This window comes from Bosea sp. PAMC 26642, from assembly GCF_001562255.1.
In the GTDB taxonomy this organism is placed as follows: Bacteria; Pseudomonadota; Alphaproteobacteria; order Rhizobiales; family Beijerinckiaceae; genus Allobosea.
In genome coordinates this window covers 3505158-3531196 of sequence record NZ_CP014301.1, presented here as the reverse complement: position 1 = coordinate 3531196, position 26039 = coordinate 3505158, and the positions used below count along the sequence as shown (strand labels likewise).

At 65.1% G+C, this 26039-nt stretch carries 27 protein-coding genes; 12 read left to right on the top strand and 15 right to left on the bottom strand.

Translation table 11 applies throughout. The annotated features are described in order from the left end of the window. Window positions 1–88 precede the first annotated feature (88 nt). Both AXW83_RS17010 and AXW83_RS17005 read left to right on the top strand, forming a co-directional pair. The gene (locus AXW83_RS17010; protein ID WP_066620654.1) at window positions 89–1744 is read left to right on the top strand and encodes an acetolactate synthase large subunit; all 1656 of its coding nucleotides are present in this window, start codon (window positions 89–91) and stop codon (window positions 1742–1744) included. Window positions 1745–1758: 14 nt separating this feature from the next. Continuing rightward, on the top strand, window positions 1759–3141 hold the full coding sequence (locus AXW83_RS17005) for an aldehyde dehydrogenase family protein (protein ID WP_066615322.1): 1383 nt from the start codon (window positions 1759–1761) through the stop codon (window positions 3139–3141). A gap of 53 nt (window positions 3142–3194) precedes the next feature. Here the strand turns inward: AXW83_RS17005 and AXW83_RS17000 are convergent, their stop codons facing one another. From AXW83_RS17000 to AXW83_RS16975, 6 genes are all read right to left on the bottom strand, one after another. Further along, complete coding sequence (locus AXW83_RS17000) at window positions 3195–4061, bottom strand: hypothetical protein (RefSeq protein WP_168166113.1); 867 nt, start codon at window positions 4059–4061, stop codon at window positions 3195–3197. Between the two features lie 107 nt (window positions 4062–4168). After that, window positions 4169–4666 carry a hypothetical protein gene (locus tag AXW83_RS16995; protein ID WP_156640150.1) on the bottom strand — a complete coding sequence of 166 codons (498 nt, stop codon included), beginning with the start codon at window positions 4664–4666 and terminating at the stop codon, window positions 4169–4171. A gap of 136 nt (window positions 4667–4802) precedes the next feature. Beyond that, window positions 4803–5246: a globin family protein gene (locus AXW83_RS16990; RefSeq protein WP_066615313.1), complete on the bottom strand. Its 444-nt coding sequence runs from the start codon at window positions 5244–5246 to the stop codon at window positions 4803–4805. Between the two features lie 129 nt (window positions 5247–5375). Next, window positions 5376–7310, bottom strand: a complete 1935-nt coding sequence (locus AXW83_RS16985; protein WP_168166112.1) for a hybrid sensor histidine kinase/response regulator — start codon at window positions 7308–7310, stop codon at window positions 5376–5378. Window positions 7311–7390: 80 nt separating this feature from the next. Next, window positions 7391–8143 carry a response regulator gene (locus AXW83_RS16980; RefSeq protein WP_066615309.1) on the bottom strand — a complete coding sequence of 251 codons (753 nt, stop codon included), beginning with the start codon at window positions 8141–8143 and terminating at the stop codon, window positions 7391–7393. Between the two features lie 438 nt (window positions 8144–8581). Then, window positions 8582–9193 (bottom strand): CDP-alcohol phosphatidyltransferase family protein, encoded by a 612-nt coding sequence (locus tag AXW83_RS16975; RefSeq protein WP_066615307.1) that lies wholly within the window; start codon window positions 9191–9193, stop codon window positions 8582–8584. A gap of 180 nt (window positions 9194–9373) precedes the next feature. Here AXW83_RS16975 and AXW83_RS16970 point away from each other — a divergent pair, with 180 nt between their 5' ends. The 6 genes from AXW83_RS16970 to AXW83_RS16945 all read left to right on the top strand — a co-directional run bounded on the left by AXW83_RS16970 (window position 9374) and on the right by AXW83_RS16945 (window position 15010). Continuing rightward, complete coding sequence (locus AXW83_RS16970; RefSeq protein WP_066615305.1) at window positions 9374–11158, top strand: bifunctional alpha/beta hydrolase/class I SAM-dependent methyltransferase; 1785 nt, start codon at window positions 9374–9376, stop codon at window positions 11156–11158. Between the two features lie 8 nt (window positions 11159–11166). Next, window positions 11167–12501, top strand: a complete 1335-nt coding sequence (locus AXW83_RS16965) for a phosphatase PAP2/dual specificity phosphatase family protein (RefSeq protein ID WP_066615304.1) — start codon at window positions 11167–11169, stop codon at window positions 12499–12501. A gap of 77 nt (window positions 12502–12578) precedes the next feature. After that, entirely contained in the window at window positions 12579–12935 is a 357-nt protein-coding gene (locus tag AXW83_RS16960; RefSeq protein ID WP_335339321.1) for a hypothetical protein, read from the top strand. After that, window positions 12932–13588, top strand: a complete 657-nt coding sequence (locus AXW83_RS16955; RefSeq protein WP_066615302.1) for a lysophospholipid acyltransferase family protein — start codon at window positions 12932–12934, stop codon at window positions 13586–13588. The genes AXW83_RS16960 and AXW83_RS16955 overlap by 4 nt, the downstream gene beginning before the upstream one ends. Further along, window positions 13588–14517, top strand: a complete 930-nt coding sequence (locus tag AXW83_RS16950) for a phosphatidate cytidylyltransferase (protein WP_156640554.1) — start codon at window positions 13588–13590, stop codon at window positions 14515–14517. Before AXW83_RS16955 ends, AXW83_RS16950 begins: the two co-directional genes overlap by 1 nt. A gap of 124 nt (window positions 14518–14641) precedes the next feature. Next, window positions 14642–15010 (top strand): hypothetical protein, encoded by a 369-nt coding sequence (locus AXW83_RS16945; protein WP_236841698.1) that lies wholly within the window; start codon window positions 14642–14644, stop codon window positions 15008–15010. Between the two features lie 18 nt (window positions 15011–15028). Here the strand turns inward: AXW83_RS16945 and AXW83_RS16940 are convergent, their stop codons facing one another. Continuing rightward, on the bottom strand, window positions 15029–16849 hold the full coding sequence (locus AXW83_RS16940) for an ABC transporter ATP-binding protein (RefSeq protein ID WP_066615299.1): 1821 nt from the start codon (window positions 16847–16849) through the stop codon (window positions 15029–15031). Between the two features lie 136 nt (window positions 16850–16985). Between AXW83_RS16940 and AXW83_RS16935 the strand changes: the two genes are divergently transcribed. Continuing rightward, a complete protein-coding gene (locus AXW83_RS16935) occupies window positions 16986–18122 on the top strand; it encodes a DSD1 family PLP-dependent enzyme (RefSeq protein WP_066615297.1) in 1137 nt (378 codons plus the stop codon). Between the two features lie 144 nt (window positions 18123–18266). Here AXW83_RS16935 and AXW83_RS16930 read toward each other — a convergent pair whose 3' ends face one another. From AXW83_RS16930 to AXW83_RS16905, 6 genes are all read right to left on the bottom strand, one after another. Next, the gene (locus AXW83_RS16930; RefSeq protein WP_156640148.1) at window positions 18267–18503 is read right to left on the bottom strand and encodes a hypothetical protein; all 237 of its coding nucleotides are present in this window, start codon (window positions 18501–18503) and stop codon (window positions 18267–18269) included. A 260-nt stretch (window positions 18504–18763) separates the two neighbouring features. Further along, window positions 18764–19150 carry a nitrile hydratase accessory protein gene (locus AXW83_RS16925; protein ID WP_442855194.1) on the bottom strand — a complete coding sequence of 129 codons (387 nt, stop codon included), beginning with the start codon at window positions 19148–19150 and terminating at the stop codon, window positions 18764–18766. Further along, complete coding sequence (gene nthB / locus AXW83_RS16920; protein ID WP_066615290.1) at window positions 19137–19796, bottom strand: nitrile hydratase subunit beta; 660 nt, start codon at window positions 19794–19796, stop codon at window positions 19137–19139. The genes AXW83_RS16925 and nthB overlap by 14 nt, the downstream gene beginning before the upstream one ends. Beyond that, window positions 19793–20425, bottom strand: a complete 633-nt coding sequence (gene nthA / locus AXW83_RS16915) for a nitrile hydratase subunit alpha (RefSeq protein WP_066615289.1) — start codon at window positions 20423–20425, stop codon at window positions 19793–19795. Before nthA ends, nthB begins: the two co-directional genes overlap by 4 nt. Before the next feature lie 19 nt (window positions 20426–20444). Then, a complete protein-coding gene (locus AXW83_RS16910; protein ID WP_066615288.1) occupies window positions 20445–21647 on the bottom strand; it encodes an amidase in 1203 nt (400 codons plus the stop codon). Between the two features lie 5 nt (window positions 21648–21652). Continuing rightward, window positions 21653–23248 carry a gamma-glutamyltransferase family protein gene (locus tag AXW83_RS16905; protein WP_066615287.1) on the bottom strand — a complete coding sequence of 532 codons (1596 nt, stop codon included), beginning with the start codon at window positions 23246–23248 and terminating at the stop codon, window positions 21653–21655. Between the two features lie 114 nt (window positions 23249–23362). Between AXW83_RS16905 and AXW83_RS16900 the strand changes: the two genes are divergently transcribed. Then, entirely contained in the window at window positions 23363–23599 is a 237-nt protein-coding gene (locus AXW83_RS16900; protein ID WP_066615285.1) for a hypothetical protein, read from the top strand. A 72-nt stretch (window positions 23600–23671) separates the two neighbouring features. Beyond that, window positions 23672–25291, top strand: coding sequence for an OpgD/OpgG family glucan biosynthesis protein (locus AXW83_RS16895; RefSeq protein WP_210179607.1), 1620 nt, complete (start codon window positions 23672–23674; stop codon window positions 25289–25291). A 5-nt stretch (window positions 25292–25296) separates the two neighbouring features. Here the strand turns inward: AXW83_RS16895 and AXW83_RS16890 are convergent, their stop codons facing one another. After that, on the bottom strand, window positions 25297–25554 hold the full coding sequence (locus AXW83_RS16890; RefSeq protein ID WP_066615283.1) for a BrnA antitoxin family protein: 258 nt from the start codon (window positions 25552–25554) through the stop codon (window positions 25297–25299). Further along, a complete protein-coding gene (locus tag AXW83_RS26655) occupies window positions 25514–25750 on the bottom strand; it encodes a BrnT family toxin (protein WP_236841697.1) in 237 nt (78 codons plus the stop codon). The genes AXW83_RS16890 and AXW83_RS26655 overlap by 41 nt, the downstream gene beginning before the upstream one ends. 141 nt (window positions 25751–25891) lie before the next feature. Here AXW83_RS26655 and AXW83_RS27190 point away from each other — a divergent pair, with 141 nt between their 5' ends. Then, a complete protein-coding gene (locus AXW83_RS27190) occupies window positions 25892–26038 on the top strand; it encodes a hypothetical protein (protein WP_156640146.1) in 147 nt (48 codons plus the stop codon). Window position 26039: the final 1 nt, after the last annotated feature.

Here is a 26039-nt window from a genome sequence, read left to right as displayed (position 1 = left end):
CGGCATGGGGACGGACCTGCGTTGCCGGATGCTCGAAAACGCGCTGGCCGATCTCTACCTCTCACCTTGGAAAGAAGGACATGCCGCCATGCCGAAGGGCTCTGATCTCCTTGTAGCGGCGCTCGAGAACGAGGGCGTCGATCGCATTTTCGGCGTGCCGGGCGAGGAGAACCTCGACGTTCTCGAGTCCCTGCGGACGTCCAAGATCAAGCTGATCCTGACGCGGCACGAGCAGGCCGCCGCCTTCATGGCGGCGACCCATGGCCGGCTGACCGGCAAGCCCGGCGTCTGCATCGCGACGCTGGGTCCGGGTGCGCTCAACTTCTCGACCGGGGCGGCCTACGCACATCTGGGCGCCATGCCGATGATCATGATCACCGGGCAGAAGGCGATCATGACCGCCAAGCAGGCGCGCTTCCAGATCGTGGATGTCGTCGCCTCGATGAAGCCGCTGACCAAAATGACGCGCCAGATCGTCAGCGCCGCCAGTATCGCCTCGGTGGTGCGCGACGCCTTTCGGGTGGCGATGGAGGAGCGCCCGGGACCGGTCCATCTGGAACTGCCCGAGGATGTGGCGGCCGAGGAATTCGACGATGCGTCGTTGATCCCGATTCACCCGCTGGAGCGGCCGATCGCGCAGGGCTCGGCACTGGACAGAGCGGCGGAGATGATCCTGGCGGCGAAGCGCCCGCTCGTCATGATCGGTGCCGCCGGGAACCGGCCGCGCCTCGTGGAAGAGCTCTCGTCCTTCGTGCGGCGAACCCGGCTGCCGTTCTTCAACACGCAGATGGGCAAGGGCGCCGTTACCGGCGGCTCGAACCTCTATATGGGCACGGCTGCGCTCTCGGAGCGCGATTACGTCCACCAGGCCGTCGACCATGCCGACCTGATCGTCGCGATCGGTCATGACACGATCGAGAAGCCGCCCTTCCTGATGAAGAGCGCCGGCGGCTCGAAGGTGATCCATATCGGCTATCAATCGGCCAATGTCGAACAGGTCTACCACCCCGATGCCGAGGTGATCGGCGATATCGGCGCGACCGTGACGGGTTTGGCCGACCGGCTCGAGGGCAAGCTCGAAGCCGATCCGTCGATGCTGGAGATGCGCCAGACAATCCTGGCCAAGATCAACGACCGTGCGGAGGAAGAACGCTTCCCGATCACGCCGCAGCGCATCGTCCATGATGTCCGCCAGGTCATGCCGGAGGACGGCATCGTCTGCCTCGACAACGGCATGTACAAGATCTGGTTCGCCCGGAACTACCGCACCCATGTCGCCAACACGCTGCTGCTCGACAATGCGCTGGCGACGATGGGCGCAGGGCTGCCCTCGGCGATGATGGCGGCGATGCTCTACCCCGAGCGCCGCGTCATGGCGGTCTGTGGCGATGGCGGCTTCATGATGAACTCGCAGGAGATGGAAACCGCCGTCCGGCTGAGATTGAACCTCGTCGTCGTCATCCTCAACGACAACGCCTATGGCATGATCCGCTGGAAGCAGTCGGTCGACAACTTCCCCGATTTCGGGATGACCTTCGGCAACCCGGATTTCGTCCGCTATGCCCAGGCCTATGGCGCCAAGGGATCGCGGGTCACCGCCGTCGAGGAGCTGGTGCCGACGCTGGACGCCGCCTTCGCGGGCGGCGGGGTGCATCTCGTCGAGATTCCGATCGATTATTCCGAGAATACGCGCGTGCTGGTCGAGGAACTGCGCAACCGCAGCCCCGATATCCAGCTCGCCTGATCAGGAGACGCGTCATGCTACAGGTCGTCCAGGCCTTCGACCGCGTCGCGATCACCGAGATCGCGACCGATGATGCAGCCGCGCTGGAGGCCAAGTTTCAGGCGGCGCAGCGCGTCTTCCGCGACCGCGACGGCTGGCTCAAGCCGCACCAGCGCATGGCGATCCTGCGACGTCTGGCCGCTTTGGTCGAGGGCAAGCGCGACCATCTTGCGCTGCAGATCGCGCGTGAAGGCGGCAAGCCTTTGCCTGATGCGATCGTCGAGGTGACGCGCGCGATCGACGGCGTCCACAACGCCGCCGACGAGCTACGCAACTTTGCCGGGCGGGAGATTCCGATGGGATTGTCGCCCGCCGCCATCGACCGCTGGGCCTTCACGACGAAAGAGCCGATCGGCATCGTTGCGGCGATCTCCGCCTTCAACCACCCGCTGAACCTGATCGTGCATCAGGTCGTGCCGGCGATCGCGGTCGGCTGCCCGGTCATCATCAAGCCGGCTGGGACGACGCCGCTCTCCTGTCTCGACTTCGTCGCGCTTGTCCATGAGGCCGGGCTGCCGGAAGCGTGGTGCCAGAGCTTCATCCCCGAGACGACAGAACTCGCCGAAAAGCTCGCCACCGATCCGCGCGTCGCCTTCCTTAGCTTCATCGGCTCTGCCAAGGTGGGCTGGTATCTGCATTCCAAGCTGGCGCATGGCGCGCGCTCGGCCTTGGAGCATGGCGGCGCAGCGCCCGCTATCGTCGACCGCAGCGCCGATCTCGGCAAGATCATCGAGCCGATCGTCAAGGGCGGCTACTATCATGCCGGTCAGGTCTGCGTGTCCACCCAGCGCATCTTCGTGCATCAGGACATTGCAGGCAACTTCACCGAGCGGCTCGTTGCGCGTGTGAAGGCGCTGAAGACCGGCGACCCCGCCCTGAAGGACACCGAGGTCGGCCCGCTGATCCTGCCCAAGGAGGCCGACAGGATCGCATCCTGGATCGACGAAGCCGTCACGGGTGGCGCGCGGCTCGCCCTCGGCGGCGGGCGGCTCTCGGAGACGACGCTGGAACCGACGGTGCTGGTTGCGCCGCCGACAGATGCCAAGGTTTCTCAGCTCGAAATCTTCGGGCCGGTGGTGTGCATCTACCCTTATGTGAAGCTCGATGACGCCATCGCGCAGGCGAACGCCCTGCCGGTCGCCTTCCAGGCCAGCATCTTCGCTCAGGACATCGATATCGCCATGCGCGCGGCCAACCAGCTCGATGCCTCGGCCGTGATGATCAACGATCCGACCACCTTCCGCACCGACTGGATGCCCTTCGCCGGGCGCCGCGAATCCGGCTACGGCACCGGCGGCATCCCCTTCACCATGCGCGACATGACGCAGGAAAAGATGATCATGATGCGCCGGAGCTGAGCAGCGCACATTGCGCAAAGGCGCAGCGACGGTCGATTTCAAAGGCGTCGAGTTCAGAACTGTTCGGAGTTGCGTTTTTCCAGGCGCTTTATCGCATCGGATCCGGGCACGAACCTCGCCTTGTCCCCGTCCCACGCGTAGATGGCGCTGATGGCGCGAACGAACGGCGGTCGCGGCTTTTCGCCGGCGCACTGCTTTGCCGCGACGGCCCTCTTATGCGTCACGCGGACCGCGACATCCTTGTACCGCTTCCTGTCGGAAGCCAGTCCCTTGAACGACAGGGTCTGGGTCTCTTCGACGCCGCAGAACCTTACCCCATAGGTCGAGAAGGTATCGACGAGCACAATTCGGGCGCCGCGCATGAAAACCAATGCGGTTCTCGCGTAACTTTCGTTCGAGTTGAAGTGCTGGCTTCTCGTCACGATGGCCTGATCGCCCTTGCCGATCTGCACGAGCGCTGGAATGACGAAGCCCGTCAGTCTGTCCATGCCGACATCGACGGCATCCAGAAGCTTCGGGAGGTCGCCATCGTCGAAGACCGCCAGCAATGCAGGGCGCTCCGCGTCGTCGGTCCCGGTATCCAGCGGCGCGAGAAGCGCGATGCGCTTCTTGCCACCTTCGACGAAATTCACTGTCTGAAACGATCGGATGTGAACCGGGGTTGCGATCGTGCCGCCAGCGTCGGCTCCGGCGATATGCCGGATCGCGATGACGCTCTTTGCCGTCGCACCGTTTTCGCCGAGGGAAATATCCGGCATGATCTGTTTGAACAGATCAAGATAAGTCACGCTGCGGCGGCCCTGTACCGCCTTTGCGAGCTTCACCGACCAGGATGGATGATAGCTCGCCTCGCCCGCCAGCGATGTCGTGCAGGTTGAAAAGAAGCATAGCAGCACGATAATTCTGGAAATAGACTTCATTCTTGCCTGCAAACGCATGCACCCGTGTGCTGTATCAAGGCTTTCACGGGCGCTGCAGCGAATGCCGTTCGTCGGGATCTCACGCCAAGGGCGCGTCGATCCGGCCGTCACTGCCTGCATTCGGACAATGTGAACACGTCGAAGGCGGCCGTGCCCGGGTTGGCGCTCGCAAGAACCCTTGTCGTGGCCAGCGAGCGTCCGAAATCGACGAGCAGGATGGCCTTCGGCGCGCTCATATCCGCGTCGTCCAGCAGGCCTGCTCCTGCGTCTCCCAGACCATAGGCGCTGCCGGCCCAGAGGCGGCAGGCGCTCGCGTCCGCGCTTTCGTCACGAAGACATGCGTGGCCCATTTCCCCTGCGGGCCGCGCATGGCTGCCTGCATTCCAGGCGATATCGCCCTCGAAGGTCTCGGAGATGTTCGGCAGCCGCATCTGAAACGGCCCCACCGACATCCCGGCATCCCTGGCCGAGTCCTTGGGCTGAAAGGCCAGTACGGCACCGGATACGCTCTCCCGATACGTGGCGTGGTCCAGGCGGCAGTCCAGTGCCACCGCCTGGTGGACCGGCAGGATCAGAATGGAGAGAAGTGCGGCGCGACGGAGCATGATGAAAGACCTCATTTGGAAGGGACATGTCGCAGCAGGCGGGTTGCCTTGCGGCAACGGAGCGAGCTGAGCAGGTGAACGATGATCTTCTTGCCGGCGGCTGCCCCGTCAGGGCAGGGAGAGCCGGCCGATCTGATCAGGAGGCGATCGAAAGCGGCTCGGCGTCCTGCTGCTCATGGACGGCATCGATCATGATCGTGCTGACGATGCCATAGGCCTCGCTCCAGACGCGCCGCAACTCAGGCGTGAAGCGCTCGCCGAAGAACAGCGACAAGGTCTCGATGAGAGCGGTGCCGACGGTGGCGTAGTGCTCGTCGCGCACGCCGTAGCCTGCGTGCTTGACGGCGAGAAACCGCAGAGCGGGTTTCACGGTGTCGATCTTTCGGATGGTGACCACGACGAGCTGCAAGGCCGACATCAGCTTCTTGCCCTGCTCGCGCATGTCGGTCTGAGCGAACATGCGCTTCAGCGATGGGTCGTTGGCGAAGAGCCGCTCGTAGAACAGGGCGGCAGCGTCGTCGCGGACGCTGAACACGGCTGAAAAGCTTTCTTCCAGCATGACGATTTCTGTTTCGTGCATCACCGATCTCCCCCGGATGACTTTGATCATTCGCAAGGGATGACAGGCCGATGTTTCAGTCAGAGTTCTCGCAGTCGGCGAGAATGTTTCAGTTGTTTCAGTGAGCGTTTTTTTCGAACCCGCTCCGCTTCAGGTGAGCCCCGCCGTCAGGGACGTGAGTATCCGCGCGATGTCGTCGGGCGTGAACGGCTTCTCGATCATCGGGCAGCCGGAGCGCGCCAGAAAGCGACCGGCCGCCGGTCCCAGCGTATCGCCGGTGACGAAGCCTATCCGGGTCGCCAGCTCAGGACGGGTCTCCCTGAGCCAGTCATAGAAGGCAGGTCCATCGCCGTTCGGCATCCGGATATCGCACAGGATCGCACTCAGGGGGAGGTCGCCTTGCTCCAGCAGCGCTTTAGCCGCCTGCCCGCTGCCGGCGACAGAGACATCGAAGCCCAGCGATCCGGCCATGTCCGAGAGAAGTTCGGCGATGTCCGTCTCATCGTCGATGACCAGCACATGCCGCCTCGCAGCCGCTGGCACGGCTTCGACCCTTGATGACACACCGTCGCCGGTGCCAGGCGTACTTTCTCCGACCGGCAACCGGATCACGAATCGCGCGCCGCCGGTCGATGCCTCGTCGATATCCAGCGTGCCGCCATGGGCTTCGATCAGGCCGCGAGAGACGGCGAGGCCGATGCCCGTACCGGTGCCTTGCGGTTTCGTCGTGAAATAGGGGTCGAAGATGCGTGACCGGATGCTGGCCGGAATACCGGGACCATTGTCGGAGATACCGAGCAGAACCATTCCGGCGCCGATAAGAGGCTCCGCGGCGATTCGAATGCGGCGGTCTCCGTCGCCCTTCTCCTCGAGCGCCTGACAGGCGTTGATCACCAGATTGACGACGACCTGATGGATCTGGTCGCCGTCGACCCAGATCGGCGGCAGGCCGCCGGGAAAGTCGGTTTCGACGATCACGCCGGAGCTCTGCAGATTGTAGCTCAGCAGATCCAGGGCTTTCCCGACGAGGTCCGGCAGCAGGATAGCCTGCCGTTCGGTCTTCCGCTGCCTGGCCATATCGAGAAAGCTGCGTACGATGCGGGCGCAGCGGTTGGCCGCCTCCTCGATCTTGACGCTCCGCTTGGCCAAGTCCTCGCTCTGCGTCAGGCTCGACGGCCCGTTTGCAAGTTTTTCGCGCAGCATCATGGCGTGGCCCATGACGATGGACAGCGGGTTGTTGAGCTCGTGGGCAACGCCGGCCAGAAGCGACCCCAGCGCTGCGAGCTTCTCCTTCTGATGCAGCGCGTCGCGTTGGCTCGCGATCTCCGCCTGCGCCTTCCGCGCGGCGGTGAGATCGCGAAGATGCGCAGCGAACAGGCGTTTGGGCCCGCGCGTGACATCGGTGATGGTCAGTTCAATCGGGATCAGTCCGCCATCTGCTCGGAGGGCTTCCAGTTCCAGACGCTGGCCGAGAACCCGGCTGACACCGCTCTCCAGGTAGGATTTCATGCCGCAATCATGGGCGGAGCGCAGGGCCGGAGGAATGATCAGGTCGGCGATCTGGGAGCCCATGGCCTGGTCCCGGCTATAGCCGAAAACCGAGACGGCAGCGGGGTTGAAATCGACGACGATGCCGGCTTCGTCGATCACGACGATGGCGTCGAGTGCCGTGTTGACCACCACCGCATGATAGGCCTCTACGGCGTTCTGCGCCTCGACACGCTCGAGCAGGTCCTGCTCGCGGTTTTTGAGTTCGGTGAGATCGCGCGAGAACACGATGACCCCTGACGGGGGATCGCCGTCCGGCGGATAGGCCGTGATCAGTTCCTCGACGTAACGCCTGCCGAAAGAGCCGTAATCCGTCCAACCCTCGCGCCTGACGCTTTCGCCCGGAGGCAGGCGCTCCAGCATCTGCGCGTAAGTCGCGTGGAGCGCATCGCCGAGGACGGCCGACACCTCGCGGCCGATGACGTCCCCATCGGATTTGCCGATGAAATCGAGAAATTCACGGTTGGCAAAACGATAACGGCAGGATCTGTCGAGGAACACTGCATGGCCGAGGCTGCCGCCGAGACATGTCTGCATGATCCGGAGATCATTTGCCGGCATAGGGTTTCCTGTCGGAGCGCTTGAACGGCTATCGCGAACAGGTGGAGACACCGGTGTCATAGCGGCCGTTTCCCGGGCGTGTAGATGTAGCCGGCGCCGCGCACCGTCTTGATCGTCTGCGGCTTGGCGGGGTCGATTTCGATCTTCTTGCGAATGCGCGTCACGCGAACGTCGATGCTGCGATCGAACGGGCTGTTGTCGCGATTATGCGCGAGATCGAGGAGGCGGTCGCGCGTCAGGACGCGGTCGGGATTCTGGACGAAGACCTGGATCAGGTCGAACTCCATCGCGGTCAACGTCTCGCTTGCGCCGTCGTCGCGCAGAAGACAGCGGGCTTCGACGTCGAGAAACACCTTTCCGAATGGAAGCTTCTTCAAGCGCTGGGATTCGGCGACGTCGTCTTTCGAGACTGCCGGAACCGCCAGGTGTCGGCGACGCAAAAGCGCACGGACGCGGGCCCTGAGCTCACGGAGATCGAAGGGCTTCGTCATGTAGTCGTCCGCACCGATCTCCAGGCCGACGATCTTGTCGACGATGTCGCTGGCCGCGGTCAGCAGAATGATCGGCACGGTGCTGCCCGCGCGGATACGCCGTGCGATCGACAGCCCGTCCTCGCCGGGCATGTGAACGTCAAGAAGAAGCAGATCCGCGTCGTCCTGCCCCAAGAGCAGATCGAGCGGGCCGCCTCCGGAGGCGGTGCGCACCGAATATCCGCTCTGTTCGAGATACTCGGCGACCATGTCGCGCAGATGCTCTTCGTCATCGACGACAATGAGGCGCGGCGGTCGAGCGTTCGGACTTCCACTCATCCCTGCCCCCAAGGAAATACGAGACAATATCCGGCAAACCGCAGTCTCCGGTGGCCGCTCTCAAGGGTTGCAAATGCAAAAACCACGCCCACCGTAAGGGAAGGGTGATGGACGTTGCCGGTTCTGATTTCAAGGGTGCGCGGGCCGGCGGAGATCATTTGTCGTCGTCCGTGCGCATCACAAACCGCGATTGCCGGCGACGATGGTCACCCGGTGCGTCCGGTCGAAAGGCGTCATGAAACACGACTGAAACATGGACGAAATCCGGCCGCAACGTCGGCGGAATAGTCATGTCGCCATGATGATCCCCCTCGATCTCCCGCCAAGGGCACTCGTTCCGCTCCCTGCAACAGATGGTGCCTCAGGGCGTCCCTTGCCGTTCATCGCGGCGGGGATGCGGAAAGTCATCGCGGCAGTCTGCAATCTGGCCCGTGCTTACTATTCGTCGCGCTTTCGCGCCTCGTCGATGCCCCCTCGAATACGGTTGACGATCGTCCACAGGAGAAGCAATGCCGCCAATGCCCACAGCCAGTACGTCCACGCGCCAAACGTGCCGCCGCCGCCGATCCACGCACCTAGCGCGCCGAAAAGCAGCGCCCGGTCGCTCTTTCCGAGCGGTCCGTCGTAACGTCTGCTCGCGCCGACCGTCTGGCCCAGAACGCCGGTGAATTCCGTCAGCGCCGCCAGCAGGACGACAATGACGACCCACCAGATACCTGCGGGATCGATAAAGGCGAACGGCAAATAGAGAGCAATATCGGACACCACATCGCCGATCTCGTTGAGATAGGCGCCAAGCACGCTTTTCTGCCCATGCTCGCGGGCCAGCATTCCATCGATCGCATTGAGGCCCATGCGCAGGAGGAACCAGACCGGGACCAGCAGGAACCACCGCGGATGCTGGGCAGAGATCAGAACAAGGCCGAGGGCCACCGAGATGGTGGCGGAGGCGAGCGTAACCTGATTGGCTGTGATCCCGCCGGCGGCAAGGCGGCCCACGAGCGGACGAAGCAGATTTTGGAAGCGAGATTTCAGTTGGTAGATCGACATGATGTCTCTATAGGTGACGCATGGAAAGTAAAATTTATATCAGTATAAAATATATGTACATCGTATAGATTCAGCAGCATTTAAATAGATATGCAAATTGTATAAACCTTACTCTCCGCAACTGACGAGGAATCGCGCTTCCTGTCAATGGTTGAAACCCCCTCGTCCGTAGGAGAAAACATGCAACAGACTGCAGATGACGAGCGCGTGCCGCCAGCCATGAGAACAGCGAATGAATCCGAATTCGTCTCCCATGACGGGGCGCGTCTGTTCTATCGCACATGGCCCTGCCTGAGCGGCGCTCCGAAAGGCGCCATCGTCCTTCTCCATCGCGGTCATGAGCATGGCGGGCGGGTCGCACATCTCGTCGCCGAACTGGGGCTCGACGACTATGCCTTCTATGCCTGGGACGCTCGCGGGCATGGCCGGTCGCCTGGCCAGCGTGGGTATTCGCCCTCCTTCGCGGCGTCCGTCCGTGACCTCGACTGCTTCGTCAGGCATATCGGCGAGACGGACGGTCACCCTGTCGAGGGTATCGCGGTCATCGCCCAGAGCGTCGGTGCCGTGCTGGCTGCGACCTGGGTCCACGATTATGCGCCGCCGATCCGGGCGCTGGTGCTCGCCTCGCCGGCTTTCAGCGTCAAGCTCTATGTCCCCTTCGCGGTGCAGGGCATCGCGCTCTGGCAGAAGCTGAAGGGAACGTTCTTCGTCAATTCCTATGTGAAGGCGAAATTCCTGACGCATGACCCCGAGCGCATCGCCTCCTTCGAGGCCGACCCGCTCATCACCAGGCCGATCGCCTCGAACATTCTGCTGCAGCTCTACGAGGCCGGCGACCGCGTCGTCGCCGACGCCAGGGCGATCACCGTGCCGACGCAACTGCTGATCTCCGGCAGCGACTGGGTCGTGCGTCATGGGCCACAGCATCGTTTCCATGAAAATCTGGGCAGCAGGACCAAGGAGCGGCATGTTCTCGACGGCTTCTACCACGACACGCTCGGCGAGAAGGACCGGGCGATCGCGCTGAAGAAAGTTCGGACGTTCATCGAGGATCGCTTTGCCGAACCGGTCGACACGGCCGATCTGCGTCATGCGGATCGGCAAGGCTATACGCGGGACGAGGCGGACCGCCTGGCGAGCCCGCTCGGCGCCGCATCGCCGCGCGGCCTCTACTGGGCGATCAACCGGGCGTCGATCCGCCTGGGGGCGCTGCTCTCGAAAGGCATCGAGACGGGGACGAAGACGGGGTTCGATTCCGGCTCGACGCTGGACTATGTCTACGAGAACGATCCGCGTGGCGCGGGCCCGGTCGGGCGGATGATCGACGGGATCTTCCTGGAGGCAATCGGCTGGCGCGGCATCCGGCAGCGTAAGGTTCATCTCGAAGAGCTGTTCGGCCTTGCCATCCAGCGCCTCAAGGCAGCCGGCCATGGCAGCCATGTCCTCGATATCGCGGCCGGGCATGGTCGTTATGTGCTCGACGCCATCGCGAAGGCCGGCGTCCGCCCCGACAGCGTGCGGCTGCAGGACTATTCGCCCGTCAACGTCGAGGCCGGGCGAGAGAGCATCGCCAAACGCGGACTGGCGGACTATGCGAGCTTTCACCAGCAGGATGCCTTCGACGGCGACGGGCTGGCGCGGATATCGCCGGCGCCCGATCTCACCATCGTTTCGGGCCTCTACGAGCTGTTTTCCGACAACGCCATGATCGGGGCCTCGCTCGGCGGGCTGGCGCGCGCGATGCGGCCCGGGAGCCTGCTGATCTACACCAACCAGCCCTGGCATCCGCAGCTGGAAATGATCGCCCGCGCGCTGACATCGCATCGCGGTGGTCAGGCCTGGGTGATGCGGCGGCGGACGCAAGGCGAAATGGACCAACTCGTCGCCGCCGCGGGCTTCCGCAAGATCGAGCAGCGCATCGATCAATGGGGTATTTTCACCGTTTCCCTCGCCGAGCGGGTCTGAGGCGCAGGATGGCGGACGTATCCGTGGACGAAGCAGGCGGGGCCAGAAACGCCGTCTTGAGACGCGCGGCGCTCTGGCTCGCCTGTCTGGCTCCGTTTTTCTACCTCAGCTATGGCGGCGCCAACTGGCTGGCCTCGCTGCGGGCCGGCGTTCCCAATCTCGCCTTCGCATGGGAACACTTAATCCCGTTCATCGCCTGGACGATCGTGCCCTACTGGTCGATCAACCTGTTCTACGCGCTGTGCCTCTTCATCAACACGACGCCGGACGATGTGGACACGCTCGGGAGGCGGTATCTGACGATCCAGCTCGTGGCGGTGTCCTGCTTCGTCGCTTTCCCGCTGCAGGCGATCTTCGTCAGGCCGGAAACAAGCGGGTTGCCCGGCTTCATGTTCGAGGTGCTGGGTGGGTTCGACAAGCCGTTTAACCAGGCGCCATCCCTGCACATCGCATTGCTCGTAGTGATCTGGGACCACCTTAGCGGCAAGCTTTCCGGCACAGCCCGGCTCGCCTGGCATGTCTGGTGCGCCCTGATCGGTTTGTCCGTCCTGACCACCTGGCAGCACCATGTCATCGACATTCCGACGGGTGTCCTGCTGGGGCTTTTCGCGGCCTGGCTGTTTCCTCGGGGGGCGCCTTCGCCGCTTGCCGGCTTCGCCATGACGGCCGATCCGAAATCCCGACGGCTCGGCCTGTATTATGCCGGCGGCGCGTTACTGCTGGTGATCATCAGTGCGGTTAGCGTCCGCGTGTCTCCGGCGGCGCTGTTCCTGCTCTGGCCGGCCTTGGCGCTGGCGATCGTCGCAATGGGCTATTTCGGCGCCGGACCGCAGGTCTTCCAGAAGCAGGCCGATGGGTCCGCCACGCTCGCCAGTCGCTGGCTGCTGGCGCCCTATCGGTTCGGGGCTGCCGTCAATATCCGGTTCTGGACACGGGCCATGCCCGCCTCGATCGAAATTGCCGATGGGGTTCATCTCGGCCGCTTCCCGAAGCCGCGCGAGCTCGACGCCTTCGCCACGGTGATCGACATGACCGGGGAACTGCTGGCCCCCCGGAAAGTCCGTCCGAACTGGAGCAGTTTTCCCGCGCTCGATCTTTTGCCGCTCAAGGCGTCCGACATGCAGGCCGCGGCCAGCGCCGTGGAGACGGCCCGACCGCAAGGCCCGCTTCTGGTCTGCTGCGCGCTGGGCTTCCAGCGCAGTGCGGCGGTCATCGCCAGGTGGCTCATCGTCAGCGGGCGGGCGCAGAATGCGGAGGAGGCGATCAGCATGATCGAACGGGCCGGCCGGTTCGTGCGGCTGCGCCCGGACATGATCGCGATCGAGGAGCCGGTCGAGCGATGATGGTTTGGCCCACTACCGCCGAGATCGCCGCACGCAATCTGCGTCAGAACGCTGTCCTGTGCGGCATCGCAGCGCTGTTGCTGATCACCTGCGGACCGCTGGCGATCGGGAATGGGGGCCTTGCCATCCGCCTGAGCTGGCTTGTCCTGTCCGTACTCTGCCTGAGTGCCATCGGGCTTTCCGTCCACCTGCTTTTGGATGCGGCGCTTTTCCGGCTCGCGGGATCGTATCCGGACGAGGCGGAAGGGCTGACCGCCATCGACGACGTCCTGACCCGCATGGGGTTCGGCAAACCCGCGCGCGGCCGCTCCCTCGGAAGCCGGATCGCGGGGTCGCGGCGCATCGTCCTGAAGCAGCGCATCGTCCTGGCCGGCGGCCTGGTCGCCGCTGTCTGCCTCGTTCTCGGTAACGCCAACGGGCTGATTCAACGATGAGATTCGATTATCGCCCCGTGCTGAAATCCCTCGCGGGTTCGCTTTTCGCCGGAGTGGCGCGGGCGATAACCGGGGTCGTTCCGATCTGGCAGGGGACGACACCGTCGCGCAATCAGCGCATCTACTTCGCCAATCACGCCAGCCATGGCGACTTCATCCTGCTCTCGTCCTGTCTGGAACGGGAGGAACGCGGCCGAACCAGCGCGGTGGCCGGGGCCGACTACTGGAAGGCGAACAGCATCCGGCGCTTCATCGCCCGGGACCTGCTTCATACGGTGCTGGTCGAACGCAGCGGGGTCGCGCGCAGCGAGGATCCGATGGCCGTGATGCTGGACGTGCTGGCCGATGGGCGATCGCTGATCTTCTTTCCCGAGGGCACGCGCAACATGGGCGACGAGCCGCTCCTGCCTTTCCGTTCGGGCCTGTACAATCTCGCGGCGGCCCGACCGGATGTCGAACTGGTGCCATGCTGGATCGAGAACATGTCGCGGGTGCTGCCCAAGGGCATGTTTTTGCCTGTGCCGATCCTTTGCCGCGTCATTTTCGGCGAGCCGATCGGCGTCCTGGCCGATGAAGACCGCAAGGTCTTCCTTCAGCGTGCCCGGCAGGCGCTTCTCGATCTGAAGACGCAGTCGAGCGGAGAGCGGCCATGATGCCGGAAATCCACAGGCTCTTCATCTGGCTGCTTGCTGTTCTCGGCACGGCGAGCCTCGTGGCCGGAATCCTGACCTGGCGCAGCGCCGGGCCGCTCTCATCGACCCTGAGCAACCTCAATGCCCGCATCCGTGCCTGGTGGATCATGGCGGCAGCCATGTCGGTCGCCTTCGTCTTCGGGAGCGGCGGCGTTATCGTCCTGTTCGGATTCGTCTCGTTTGCCGCGCTTCGCGAATATGTGACGCTGACCCAGACCCGGCGCAGCGATCACTGGGTGCTGATCGGCATGTTCCTGATCGTACTGCCGCTGCAGTACTACCTCGTCTGGACGAGCTGGTACGGGCTCTTCGCCATCTTCATTCCGGTCTACTGTTTTCTGGCGATGCCGGCGCTGACGGCGCTCTGGGGCGACACGTCGCGGTTTCTCGAGCGCATCTCCGAACAGCAATGGGGCCTGATGCTGTCGGTCTATTGCATCAGTCACGTTCCGGCTCTCGTGACGCTCGAGATTCCCGGCAATGAGGGGCGCGGATTGCTGCTGATCGCCTTCCTGATCGCCACGGTCCAGGGCAGCGACGTGCTGCAATACATCTTCGGCAAGCTGTTCGGCCGGCATCGCATCTCGCCCAATGTCTCGCCCTCCAAGACCTGGGAGGGGTTGATCGGCGGGATCGCCAGCGCCTCGCTGCTGGGAGCCTCGCTGTTCTGGCTGACGCCTTTCTCGCCGACCGAAGCCGGCGTGCTGGCCGGGATCGCCTGTATCATGGGGTTTCTCGGGGGGCTCGTCGCCTCGGCGATCAAGCGTGATCGCGGGGTCAAGGATTGGGGCCACATGATCGCCGGGCATGGCGGGATGCTGGATCGTACCGACAGCCTGGTCTTCGCGGCGCCGATCTTCTTCCATATCGTCCGCTACGCCTGGACCTGACCCGGGAATTCGGCCGCTGCGAGGCGATTGAAACCTGAGTGAAACCCGGCTGACATCGCCGGAAAACACGGCCGCGCTATCGGATCGCCATCGCCACGGACCCACAGAACAAGGATGCCACGCCATGACCCAATCCCGTTTCTCATCGGCTGCCCCGCTGCTTTGCGCCGGCATCATCGGATTGGCGATGGCCTTCGCCAGCGCGACACCCGCCAAGGAGCCGGTTTCCCTGTTCAAGATCGTCACGGTCAAGGACGAGATCGTCGTCGGCCTGGCGCCTTCGGATGTCGGTGAGTTAAAGGGCAACGACGCCAGCGCGATCGGCAAGGCGCTGGTCACCCGAGGCGAGCTGTCATTGTGGCAATTCGCCGTCCGCAAGGGCAAGGACGGCGAACTCGAACAGGCGCCGTTGCGGCGCGTCAGCATCCTGCGCCACGATTCGATCCGCGTGGAACCCTATACGACGCCGCTGAAGGTGGTCCCGGCGGAATAGCGGACGCGCCGCTCAGTCTCAGCTCTCGGCAAATTGCAGCCGGTGCAGCCGCGCATAGGTTCCGTCGCGCGTCAGCAGGGCGTCGTGGCTGCCGGTCTCGATGACCTTGCCTTCCTCCAGAACGACGATCAGGTCGGCCTCGCGCACCGTGGAGAGGCGGTGGGCGATCACCAAAGTGGTGCGGTTCTTCATCAGCCGCGCCAGCGCCTGCTGGACGAGGCGCTCGGACTGGGTGTCGAGCGCGCTCGTCGCCTCGTCGAGCAGCAGGATCGGGGCGTCCTTCAGGATGGCGCGGGCGATGGCGATGCGCTGGCGCTCGCCGCCCGACAGTTTCGAGCCGCGCTCGCCGACCTGGGCATCGTAGCCGCCGGGCATAGCCATGATGAAGTCGTGGGCGGCGGCGTCCTTTGCGGCTGCGACGATCTCGTCTCGCGTCGCACTCGGGCGGCCGAAGCTGATATTGGCGCGCACGGTGTCGTCGAACAGTACGACATCCTGGCTGACGACGCCGACCTGGGCGCGCAAGCTGTCCAGCGTGACGTCGCGGATGTCCTGCCCGTCGATCTCGACGCGGCCCTCATTGGGATCGTAGAGGCGCGGCACCAGCGCCAGCAGGGTCGACTTGCCCGAACCTGAGCGACCGACGAGCGCGGTCATCGCGCCGCCCTGCGCGACGAGGTCGATGCCTTCGAGCGCTCGCGAATCGTCGCGATAGCGGAAGCGCAAGGACCGGAAAGCGATCTCGCCCGCGCCGACGGCAAGTGGCCTGGCGTCGGGCCGTTCCGCGATCAGCGGTTTTTCGTCGACGAGGGCATAGTAGCGCTTCAGCGAGGCGCCGGCCTCCTGGACGATGGCGTTGAGATTGCCGAGCGAGCGCAGCGGCTGCGCCGCCAGCAGCAGGGCCGAGACGTAGCCGGTGAAATCGCCAACGGTCGAGCCGCCCGAGGTGATGCGCACGCCGATCGCCGCCAGCACGCCGGCGACCGCCATGCCGCCGCCGACCTCCAATAGCGGGTCGAGCCGGCCGCGCGCATTGGCTGCCTTCATCTTGAGCGCCCGGATCGATTCGAAGGCGGCTGCCGCGCGCGCCTTGAGATAGGGCTCGAGCGAATCGGTCTTGGCGGCGCGGGCGCCCTGCAGGCTCTCGGTGACGAGGCTCGCCATCACGCCGGTTTGCTCCTGCTGCGAACTGGCCATGCGGCGCAGCTTCTTGCCGATCCGGCCGATCGGCTGGGCGACGACAGGCGCGATCAGGAGCACGACCAGCGTCATCTGCCAGTCGATCCAGAGCATGGCGCCGATCAGAGCGAGCGCGGTCAGCACGTCGCGCACGGCGATGTTGACCAGCCGGGTCAGCGCCTCCTTGACGAAGGTGAAATCGGTGGTGAAGCGCTGGGTCAGCGAGGCCGGGTTCTCGCGCTGGAGCTGGGCGAGGTCGGCATCGATCAGGTGGCCGTAGAGCGTCGTCTGCATGTTCGCCTCGACGCGGCTGACGACGCTGTTGGTCAGCACCGTCTGGGCGAGCAGCGAGAAACCCTTGATCGCGGTGACGATGACCACGACGATCGCGACCGCGTTGACGACGCCGATCTCGATGCCGATCGATTTCGAAACGAGCCGCTCGGCGCGGCGCACGAATCCGGTGGATTCCGCCGTGAGCGGGTCGGCGAAGGCGTCGAAGGCCGCCTTGATCAGCAGCGGATAGAAGCTCGTCGTCGCGGCGATCACCACGACGAGGGCCATGATCATCGCCATTTGCGTGAGATAGGTCTTGCCCTGCTCGCGCCAGACGCGGGCGAAAAGTGCGAAGGTGTCGTCAGTGACGCGGCCGATCTTCATGGGGCGCGGGGTATCATGGCGGATGCGACAACGCTACTAGGACTGCCCATTGCCGACCGCCGCATCTCGGGTCTTGCTCGCGACACGAAGCTGGCGTCCCATGGCCGCTATTGATTTGAGGAGCGCGCGACAGTCCATGCCATTGCCACCGTCGGCCCAAGCCGGCCAGAGTTTCGCCGAGATCGATACGCCGGCCCTCGTGCTCGATCTCGACGCCTTCGAACGCAATCTCGTGACGATGGCGGCCTATACGCAGGCCCATGGCGTGCGCCTGCGGCCCCACGCCAAGACGCATAAGAGCCCCGAGATCGCGCTGCGCCAGATCGCCCATGGAGCGGTCGGGCAATGCTGCCAGAAGGTCTCCGAGGCGGAAATCCTGGTGGCCGGCGGCGTCCAGGACGTGCTGGTCTCCAACGAGGTCGCGGGCGCAGCCAAGCTCGACCGGCTCGCGGTGCTTGCGCGCAACGCCCGGATCAGCCTGTGCGTCGATCATCTCGACGGTGTACGCGAGGCGGCGGAAGCAGCGGCGCGCCATGACGTGGTGTTCGACATCCTGGTCGAGATCGATATCGGCGGGCGGCGCTGCGGCGTCGCGCCGGGCGAGGCGGCGGTCAGGATCGCCGAGGCCGTGGCGCGGACCAACACGCTGCGATTCGGAGGCCTGCAGGCCTATCATGGCTCGGCGCAGCACATGCGCTCGATCGACGAGCGGCGCGAGGCGATCGAGCGGGCGGGGCTGCTGACGCGCAACACGATCGAACGGCTCGGAAATGTCGGCCTGGCCTGCGCCACGGTCGGCGGGGCCGGGACGGGCACCTACGAGATCGAGAGCCAGTCGGGCATCTGGAACGAGATCCAGGCCGGCTCCTACATCTTCATGGATGCCGATTATGCCCGCAACCGGCAGGCCGACGGCACGCCGTTCCGCAGCTTCGAACACGCGCTCTTTATCCTGGCGGGGGTGATGAGCAAGCCGGTGCCCGACCGCGCCATCGTCGATGCCGGGCACAAGGCGGCCGCGATCGATTCCGGCCTGCCCGTGCCGTTCCAGCGCGAGGGCGTGGTCTATACGAAACCCTCCGACGAGCATGGCGTGCTGACGGGCGATCCTGCGATCCTGCCGCATCGCGGCGACCGGCTACTGCTGGTGCCGGGCCATTGCGACCCGACGGTCAATCTGCACGACTGGTATGTCTGCGTGCGGGGGATGCACACGCCGGATGCCCATGTCGAGGCACTCTGGCCCGTCGCCGGCCGCGGCGCGCTGACCTGATCAGGCGGTGCTGGCCGAATTCGCGCTCAGGCTGCTGATGCCGGCGGGAAGGATGACGCGCCGGCTTGGGCTGGTGCAGGAGGCCGTCGCGCTGTGGTCGCGTGGGCGACGGCAGCGCAATCCATCATGCTACAAGGGGTTGCCTCAGCAGACCTCTTCCGGCATCGGCGCGATGATCGGGTCGATGCAGAGCAGGCGTGACGGCACTTCGGAATGGATCGAGCGGCTGATGAAGGATTTGTAGCCCAGCCAGGTGCCGATGACGCCTTGGCAGCCGGAACACAGCACCGGGGCATCGTCGGTCAAGGTCGCGGGAATGATGATCGAGGGCGAATCGCAGCTGCTGCAGGCGAACCGGGCCGTCCCATCCATTCCCGTCATCGGCGATGTCCTGACATGCGTTGGCCAATGCTACACGCAAGATCGGGGCCAGTCAGAATTTGTCGAAATGACTTCATACGCATTCACAATCCCATCGGCGCAATCGTCGAAAACAGGCGCCATACTGCGCGGGATGTAGCGGTCTAAACCATGAATGGGACCAGAACGATTTTAAGCGAAACCGTTTTTGCCCTGCACCGAAACGACCGGTTTCCCGAGACGGGACAGTTACGCGAGTTTCCGGGACACCATGGAAGGCCTCACATGCGTTGCGGATCGTTTTCCAGCAGGATCGGCTTGCCATGCGGGGTCGCTTCGGCCGCGCGCGCCCAGGAGGCTGCCAGAGCATCGATGCCCTGATGAGAGGCGTGGCCCTTGGCGATCAGGAGATGCTCCAGCGCCTCGCACCAGCGCTCGTAATAATCCGAACCGTCGCGGCAGCCGCCGGCCTCAACGGCCTCCCGGATTTCTGCGCCGAGCGCATCCGCCCACTCATCGGCCGTGAACACGCCCTTGTTCTGCAGGGCGACGACGAGCGCGAAAGCCTGCGCCTGCCAGGGCTGCGCGAAGACCGGGCCGTCGGCATCGCGCGGGATCGGTGTGCCGGCGGCGAGCGTTTCCGCCAGATCGGTGTCAAGCCGGCTCAAGATAGCTCTCCCAGGCTTCGATGCTGACCCGGCTGGTCGGGTCGGCGTCGCCGCCCCAGAGTTCTCGCCCGGTGAAGACGACGGTGTAGAGCCACTGCGCCGTCTCGGCGTACCCTTGCGAGCCGGTGTCCGGGAAGACGTGGCAGCCGGTGACGCGCTCGATGATGCCGTGCTTGCCGCGGGCATAGCGTGGCAGGCGCGTGTGGTGGGCCGGGTGCATCACGATGGTGCGGACGGCGTCGCCGACGGCGAATTGCGCCGGGGCGGAGGCTTTGCGCTCGAAGGGAAAGCCGCGGCGCAAGACGGCCGGCACCTCGTTACCCTTCAACACGCGCTTTGGCGTCCTGGCGGGAGCGAGCGGCCGGCCCTGCTCCAGTTCCTCCTGTGTCAGGAAGCCATGCTCGGCCAGGACCTTATGCAGACCTGCGAGCCATATTTCGTAATAAGAGAACGACAGATAGTCGGCCGGGGGCAGGCTCTCGCGGGCTGCGCGGATGCCATCGATCGTCCAGGCGCCCATGGCGCCGGCGGCGACATTGATCGCGAGCACGCGCTTTTCCCAGTCCGCGTGGAAGATCGGCTCGTTCGGTTCGGGCATGACAGGGCCGAAGCCCATCTGGCCGCCGAGGTCCTGTCCGCCGTTCATGACGCTTGCTCCGCTGGCGCATCCTCCACCCGGGGCAAGCCGGTGCCGATCATCGCATCGCGGTTGACGATCGAAGCCAGTTTCTCCTCCGACCAGCCTTCGGTGCCGGCCGGACGCATCGGAATGACGATGAAGCGGGTTTCCGCGGTCGAATCCCAGACGCGGATGCGCTGGCCCTCGGGCAGCGTCACGCCGAAATCGGCGAGTGTGCCGCGTGGGTCGATCACGGCCTTGGAGCGATAGGGCGGCGATTTGTACCAGACCGGCGGCAGGCCCAGCACCGGCCACGGATAGCAGGAGCAGAGCGTGCAAACGATCAGGTTGTGCTCGTCTGGCGTATTGAAGCAGGCGACGATGTGCTCGCCGCCGCGCCCGCCGTAATCGAGTTCGGCGATGGCGGCGGTGCCGTCCGCCTTGAGCCTTTCGGCAAAGGCGGGGTCGGTCCAGGCCCGCGCGACGATGCGGGCGCCGTTGCGCGGGCCGATCTTGGTCTCGTAAGTCTCGACGATGGCGTCGAGGGCGGCGGGATCGACATAGCCCTTGGCCACCATCAGCGATTCGAGCGCCTTCACACGGGCTTCGATCGGGGTGAAGTGGTTGTCGTGGCCGTGGTGGTGATGACCGCTCATGTCAGCTCCTCATAACGCGTCACGCGATCCGTACTCTCGCCGCCCGCTCGAACCTGACCGCGAAGGCGACCAGCGACTTGTCCGAGCCTTTCGGGCCGATCAGCGACAGGCCGAGCGGCGCGCCTTCCCGCTGCGCCACCGGGATCGTGACCTGAGGGAAGCCCGAAAGACCGGAGAGGCAGAGCAGGCGCAGTGCCCGGTTGCGGAAATCGTCGAGCTCGGTCTCGTCGGCGCTAACCAGCGGCGCGATGTCGGGCACGGTCGGCAGGAGGAGCACGCCGTCGCTGCCGAGCAGGCGGGCGAGCTTGGCGCGAAAGCCCTTGCGGACGGTCTCGCCCTTGGCGACCTCGGCGTCGCTGACCGATTTCGAGAAGGCGAAGCGCTCCGCCACGCCCGGTCCCAGCGGCGGCGCGAAGCGCTCGATCATGGCGCCGTCCGAAATCCACGCTTCGCGGCCCTGCAGCCAGCGGAAGGCCCAGTAAAGCGCGTCGAGGTCGCGCGCGACCTTGACCATCTCCGGCGGGCCGAGCGCCATGACGGCGCGTTGCACGACATTGCGCAGGATGGTCTCGGCGTCGGGCACCGCCTGACCGAACATGTCGTCGGCCAGCAGCAGGCGTGGCGTCTCGGGCAGGGCGATCCTGTCCTTGCCGAAAACGACGTCGGCGACCTTGGCGAAGGTCTCGCCGTCGCGGGCAAACCAGCCGGGCGTGTCCAGGCTCTCGGCCAGCGGCCAGGTGCGCTTGAGCGAGAGGCGGCCATGGCTCGGCCTGATGCCGAAGAGCCCGCCATAGCTCGCCGGCGCGCGCACTGAGCCCCCAGTGTCGGAGCCGAGCGCGATGTCGGCGAGACGGCCCGCGACCGCCGCCATCGAGCCCGAGGAGGAGCCGCCGGTGATGCGGTCGGGCGCGGATGGATTGATCGGCGAGCCGAAATGCGCGTTCTTGCCGTTGAGCGAGAAGGCGAGTTCGTCGGTGTGGGTCTTGCCGACGAAGCGGGCGCCGGCATCGAGCAGCGTCTTCACGATCGGGGCGGTCTTGGTCTTGATGCCCGATTGCGCCAGCACGAAGGGCGAGCCGGCGCCGGTCGGGTACCCCTTGATGTCGAAGAGGTCCTTCACCGCGAGGGTGAGCCCGGCAAGCGGGCCCGACGGCGCGTTCTTCACAGCCACCTCGGGATAGGGCACGAAACAGCGGAAGGGATCGTCGATCGGCGTGGGCATAGGCTTCAATGTCCCTTGGCGTCGCCGTCGGAGCGCGGATCATGCGTTGCCTCGACGTGACCCTTGGCGTGTTTCACCAGCATCCCGGCATGGCCGAACTGGTCCGAATAGGCTTCCGAGTACTCCTCGACCGGGTGGCCGGCGGCGGTGAGTCTGGCCAGCAGCATCGGATCGAAACGGTTCTCCAGCTTCAGCGAGATCGAGCCCTCGCCCCAGGTCTTGCCGAGAAGCCAGCGCGGCGCGTCGACGGCAGCGGCGGGACCCTGGCCGAAGCGGTAGCGCGTCAGGATCTGGGCCTGGAACTGCGGCTGGCCGTCTCCACCCATCGCACCATAAGACATCACGCGGCCATCGGCGAAGCGGGCCAGCGCCGGGTTCAGCGTGTGGAAGGGTTTTCGGCCCGGCATCAGCGGGTTCAGTGCGCGCTTGTCGAGCGAGAAGGAGACGCCGCGATTTTGCCAGTTCACACCGGCGCGCGGGAGGATGCAGCCCGAGCCGTATTCCCAGTAGAGCGACTGGATGTAGGAGACGGCCATGCCGCTGCCGTCGATCGCGCCCATCCAGACCGTGTCACCGTCGCCGGGCTTGGGCGGCCAGGGGGCGGCGCGCTTGCGGTCGATCGCGGCGGCCTCGCGGGCGAAGACCGCGTCGGTCAGGAAGCTCGCCGGGTCGAGCTTGAGAAAAGCCGGGTCGGTGATGTGGCGGTCGCGGATGAGGAAGGCGCGTTTCACCGCCTCGACCAGCCCGTGATGGTGGTCGAATCCCTCGGCACGGGCGACGCCGAGCTTCTCGAAGATGCCGAGGATCAGCAGCGAGGCCAGCCCCTGCGTCGGCGGCGGGAAATTGTAGGCGGTGAGGCCGGGCAGCTGGACCGCCAGCGGCTGGACGAGGCTTGCCCTGAAGGCGGCCATGTCCTGCCGCGTCACCGGCGCGCCGATCGCATCCATATCGGCGCCGATCTCGCGGCCGATGTCGCCGCGATAGAAATCGTCGAGCCCGGCATCGGCCAGATGCTTCAGGGTAGCGCCGAGCGCTTCGGGCTTTCGGCGCGCGCCGGCTTTCGGCTGCTCGCCGCCCGGCCAGAAGAATTCGCTGAAGCCGGGCGCCAGCTTAGCCGCCTCGATCTGCTGCGGCCAGGTCCGCAACTCAGAATCGGAAATCGCATAGCCTGTATCGCAATGTGCGATGGCGTCGCCGAGCAGGTCCTTCAGCGGCATCCGGCCGCCAAGGTTTTTCGACAGTTCGAGCGCGACCTGCCAGCCGCCGACCGCGCCGGCGACCGTGACGGCGGCATCGGGACCGCGTGCCGGAATCGTGTCGTGGCCCCTGTCGCGGTAGCGCTCGATCGTGGCGAGCGCGCCGGCCGGGCCGCAGCCCTCGATTGCGTGGACGCGGCCCTTTCCGCCGGCCTCGTGCACCAGCCAGAAGCCGTCGCCGCCAATCGCGTTCATATGCGGGTAGACCACCGCGATCGTGGCTGCCATGGCGACCATCGCCTCGATCGCATTGCCGCCCTCGGCCAGCACGGCGCGCCCGGCTTCCGACGCGAGGTGGTGTGGCGCGGCGACTGCGCCGGAGCCGAAGACAGGCGTTTCGATCATCAGGGTCTTTCAATCTCGCCTGAATCAACCATTTGTTGAAGGGGCGCGATTTTGTTACACGCCTCGGCAGCGTCCGCTAGGCGGTCGTGTGCATAAGGCTTTGAGGAAGACGAGATGGCCGCAAGGCGCAACAACGGGCGGCCCCTGATCATGGTGGTTTCGCTGGGCATCCTGATCGCGGTCGAGCTTTTCGGCGTGGCGCTGGCTTCGGGCTGGGCGCTGGCCGGGCTGTTCGAACTCGGACACATCGTCGGCTATGTGCTGATGGCGCTTTTCTCCGGTCTTGCGGCCTACGCCATGTTCAACCTGATGCGCCGGGTGCTCAAGGTCGAGCATATGACCGATCATTGAGCTCAAGTCGGCTTCGGGCGGTGCAGTTCGCCCGATCCTTTCGACATCGCCCGGCCAGGAGCCACGCCAGACATGAATGCCCGCAACACGCCGCCTCTGCTCGACCGCCGCACGCTGCTTGCCAGTGCCGGCGCGACCGCGACGCTGGCGGCGCTGGGCTTTTCGCCCGAGGCGCTGGCCCAACAAGGGCTGAAGCTCGGCGAGGCCGAGGCATTCGGTTTCGAGGCGCTGAAGACCCGGGCGCGCGCCCTCGCCGCCCAGCCCTATCAGGCGCCGCCTTCGCCGCGCGCCGACGTGCTGGAGCGCATCGACTACGACGCCCATGGCAAGATCAAATTCAAGCCGGAGATGGCGCTGTGGGCGAACGGGCCCTCGCCCTGGCCGGTGACCTTCTTCCATCTCGGCCGCTATTTCCAGAAGCCGGTCAGGATGCACGTCGTCGATGGGGGGCAGGCCCGCGAGATCGTCTATGACGAGAGCTATTTCGAGATGCCGGCGGATTCGCCGGCCAAGGAGCTGCCGGCCGGCGCTGGTTTCGCCGGCTTCCGCTTTCAGGAAAGCCGCACCGGCCATCCCGGCCGCAAGGGCGAGAAGCTCGACTGGAAGAAGAACGACTGGGTCGCCTTTCTCGGCGCCTCCTATTTCCGCGCCATCGGCGAACTCTACCAGTACGGCCTGTCGGCGCGCGGCCTCGCGATCGATCCGGCTGTCGCCGGCAAGCCGGAGGAGTTTCCCGACTTCACCCATATCTGGCTGGAGACGCCGCAGGCGGCGTCCGAATATGTCGTGGTCTACGCGCTGCTCTCAGGGCCGAGCGTGGCCGGCGCCTATCGCTTCCGGATGCATCGCGCCAAGGGCGTGACCATGGAGATCGAGAAGGCGCTGTTCCTGCGAAACGACGTCGCCCGGCTCGGGATCGCGCCGTTGACCTCGATGTACTGGTATTCGGAGACGGCCAAGTCCACCGCCGTCGACTGGCGGCCCGAGGTGCATGATTCCGACGGTCTGGCGCTGTGGACCGGCGCGGGCGAGCGCGCCTTCCGGCCGCTCAACAATCCGGTGCGTACCACGGCGTCAGCCTTCATGGACGAGAACCCGCGCGGCTTCGGGCTGCTGCAGCGCGACCGCGAGGTCGGGCATTATCTCGACGGCGTGTTCTACGAGCGCCGGCCGAGCTTGTGGGTCGAGACGCAAGGATCCTGGGGGAAGGGTGCGGTCCAGCTGATCGAGATCCCGACCGACGACGAGATCCACGATAACATCGTCGCGATGTGGGTGCCCGATGGACCGGCGCGGGCCGGCGCATCCTACGCCTATCGCTACACGTTGCACTGGCTCGCCGACGAGCCCTTCGTGCCGGCTCTGGGGCGCGTGGTGGCGACGCGACTCGGCAATGGCGGCCAGCCCGGCACGGTGCGCCCGAGGGGCGTGCGGAAATTCATGGTCGAATTTCTTGGTCCGGCACTGGAAAAGATTCCCTTCGGCGTGAAGCCCGAGGTGGTGCTCTCGGCCTCGCGTGGGAGCTTCTCCTATGTCTTCGCCGAGGCCGTGCCCGACGACGTGCCCGGCCATTGGCGGGCCCAGTTCGACCTGACGGTCGAGGGCAACGACCCCGTCGAGATGCGCTGCTTCATGCGCGGCGGCGACGCGGTGCTGACCGAGACCTGGCTGTATCAGTATCTGCCGTTCTGAAGGCTTTAGACCGCCTTGCGCAGAGCGTCGTTCATTCTTGCCTGCCAGCCCGGCCCCGTCGCGCGGAAGCGATCGATGACATCGGCGTCGAGCCGCAGGGTGATTTGTCGCTTCGGCGTTTCGACCTTCGGCCGGCCGCGACCACGCCGTACGAGTACGCCGTCCTTGTGAACGTCGGCAGTATCGAACCATGCATCCGTCAGTTCGGGCGCATCGTCCGGGTCAACCCAATCGGCTTTGGTAGCGGGCTTGTTCTCGGTCATTGGCTTTTCTCATGCTGATGATGCGACGTTTATCGCCGCGCGGAGTCCAGACGATCACGACCATGCGACCTTGGAGCAGGCCGGCCGTGATGAACCGGGCCTCGCCGTAATCCGTCCGCACATCCTCCGGCGTGAAGTCAGGCCGCCGAACACCTCGCCAGCACGCGCAAAATCGAGACCCCGATGGGCAAGGCATTCGGCGCGCTTGATCTCGTCGTAGTTGAGTTTAACGATTTAATGTAACTCCAAATAATCGCAAAGCCAAGAGTGGACGATAGACGATTGCGCTTGCGGATCACGCTTGCCTCCGCTTCTGCGTAACATTATATCATTCCATATGAGCCATCCGCACGCCCCCGCCCATCGCGCCGCTTCGGAGGATCCCGGCTGGTCGCTGTTGCGGCTGTCGGCGGGCCAGCGGCTCGGGCTGGCGCTCGTCGTCATCGCCGCGGTCTGGGCCGCGACGCTCGCTGTCATCGTTTGAA

What these genes read in the sequence shown, in the direction of transcription:
- AXW83_RS16955 (WP_066615302.1), top strand. Translation starts at nt 12,932, where the DNA reads ATGAGATTCGATTATCGCCCCGTGCTGAAATCCCTCGCGGGTTCGCTT.
- AXW83_RS16975 (WP_066615307.1), bottom strand. Translation starts at nt 9,193, where the DNA reads ATGTCGATCTACCAACTGAAATCTCGCTTCCAAAATCTGCTTCGTCCG.
- AXW83_RS16910 (WP_066615288.1), bottom strand. Translation starts at nt 21,647, where the DNA reads ATGCCCACGCCGATCGACGATCCCTTCCGCTGTTTCGTGCCCTATCCC.
- AXW83_RS27190 (WP_156640146.1), top strand. Translation starts at nt 25,892, where the DNA reads ATGAGCCATCCGCACGCCCCCGCCCATCGCGCCGCTTCGGAGGATCCC.
- AXW83_RS16985 (WP_168166112.1), bottom strand. Translation starts at nt 7,310, where the DNA reads ATGCAGACATGTCTCGGCGGCAGCCTCGGCCATGCAGTGTTCCTCGAC.
- AXW83_RS16935 (WP_066615297.1), top strand. Translation starts at nt 16,986, where the DNA reads ATGCCATTGCCACCGTCGGCCCAAGCCGGCCAGAGTTTCGCCGAGATC.
- AXW83_RS16890 (WP_066615283.1), bottom strand. Translation starts at nt 25,554, where the DNA reads ATGACCGAGAACAAGCCCGCTACCAAAGCCGATTGGGTTGACCCGGAC.
- AXW83_RS16905 (WP_066615287.1), bottom strand. Translation starts at nt 23,248, where the DNA reads ATGATCGAAACGCCTGTCTTCGGCTCCGGCGCAGTCGCCGCGCCACAC.
- AXW83_RS17000 (WP_168166113.1), bottom strand. Translation starts at nt 4,061, where the DNA reads ATGAAGTCTATTTCCAGAATTATCGTGCTGCTATGCTTCTTTTCAACC.
- AXW83_RS16900 (WP_066615285.1), top strand. Translation starts at nt 23,363, where the DNA reads ATGGCCGCAAGGCGCAACAACGGGCGGCCCCTGATCATGGTGGTTTCG.
- nthA (WP_066615289.1), bottom strand. Translation starts at nt 20,425, where the DNA reads ATGAGCGGTCATCACCACCACGGCCACGACAACCACTTCACCCCGATC.
- AXW83_RS16895 (WP_210179607.1), top strand. Translation starts at nt 23,672, where the DNA reads ATGAATGCCCGCAACACGCCGCCTCTGCTCGACCGCCGCACGCTGCTT.
- AXW83_RS16945 (WP_236841698.1), top strand. Translation starts at nt 14,642, where the DNA reads ATGACCCAATCCCGTTTCTCATCGGCTGCCCCGCTGCTTTGCGCCGGC.
- AXW83_RS17010 (WP_066620654.1), top strand. Translation starts at nt 89, where the DNA reads ATGCCGAAGGGCTCTGATCTCCTTGTAGCGGCGCTCGAGAACGAGGGC.
- AXW83_RS16950 (WP_156640554.1), top strand. Translation starts at nt 13,588, where the DNA reads ATGCCGGAAATCCACAGGCTCTTCATCTGGCTGCTTGCTGTTCTCGGC.
- AXW83_RS16990 (WP_066615313.1), bottom strand. Translation starts at nt 5,246, where the DNA reads ATGCACGAAACAGAAATCGTCATGCTGGAAGAAAGCTTTTCAGCCGTG.
- AXW83_RS26655 (WP_236841697.1), bottom strand. Translation starts at nt 25,750, where the DNA reads ATGCCTTGCCCATCGGGGTCTCGATTTTGCGCGTGCTGGCGAGGTGTT.
- AXW83_RS16970 (WP_066615305.1), top strand. Translation starts at nt 9,374, where the DNA reads ATGCAACAGACTGCAGATGACGAGCGCGTGCCGCCAGCCATGAGAACA.
- AXW83_RS17005 (WP_066615322.1), top strand. Translation starts at nt 1,759, where the DNA reads ATGCTACAGGTCGTCCAGGCCTTCGACCGCGTCGCGATCACCGAGATC.
- AXW83_RS16965 (WP_066615304.1), top strand. Translation starts at nt 11,167, where the DNA reads ATGGCGGACGTATCCGTGGACGAAGCAGGCGGGGCCAGAAACGCCGTC.
- AXW83_RS16995 (WP_156640150.1), bottom strand. Translation starts at nt 4,666, where the DNA reads ATGCTCCGTCGCGCCGCACTTCTCTCCATTCTGATCCTGCCGGTCCAC.
- AXW83_RS16930 (WP_156640148.1), bottom strand. Translation starts at nt 18,503, where the DNA reads ATGACGGGAATGGATGGGACGGCCCGGTTCGCCTGCAGCAGCTGCGAT.
- AXW83_RS16980 (WP_066615309.1), bottom strand. Translation starts at nt 8,143, where the DNA reads ATGAGTGGAAGTCCGAACGCTCGACCGCCGCGCCTCATTGTCGTCGAT.
- AXW83_RS16940 (WP_066615299.1), bottom strand. Translation starts at nt 16,849, where the DNA reads ATGAAGATCGGCCGCGTCACTGACGACACCTTCGCACTTTTCGCCCGC.
- nthB (WP_066615290.1), bottom strand. Translation starts at nt 19,796, where the DNA reads ATGAACGGCGGACAGGACCTCGGCGGCCAGATGGGCTTCGGCCCTGTC.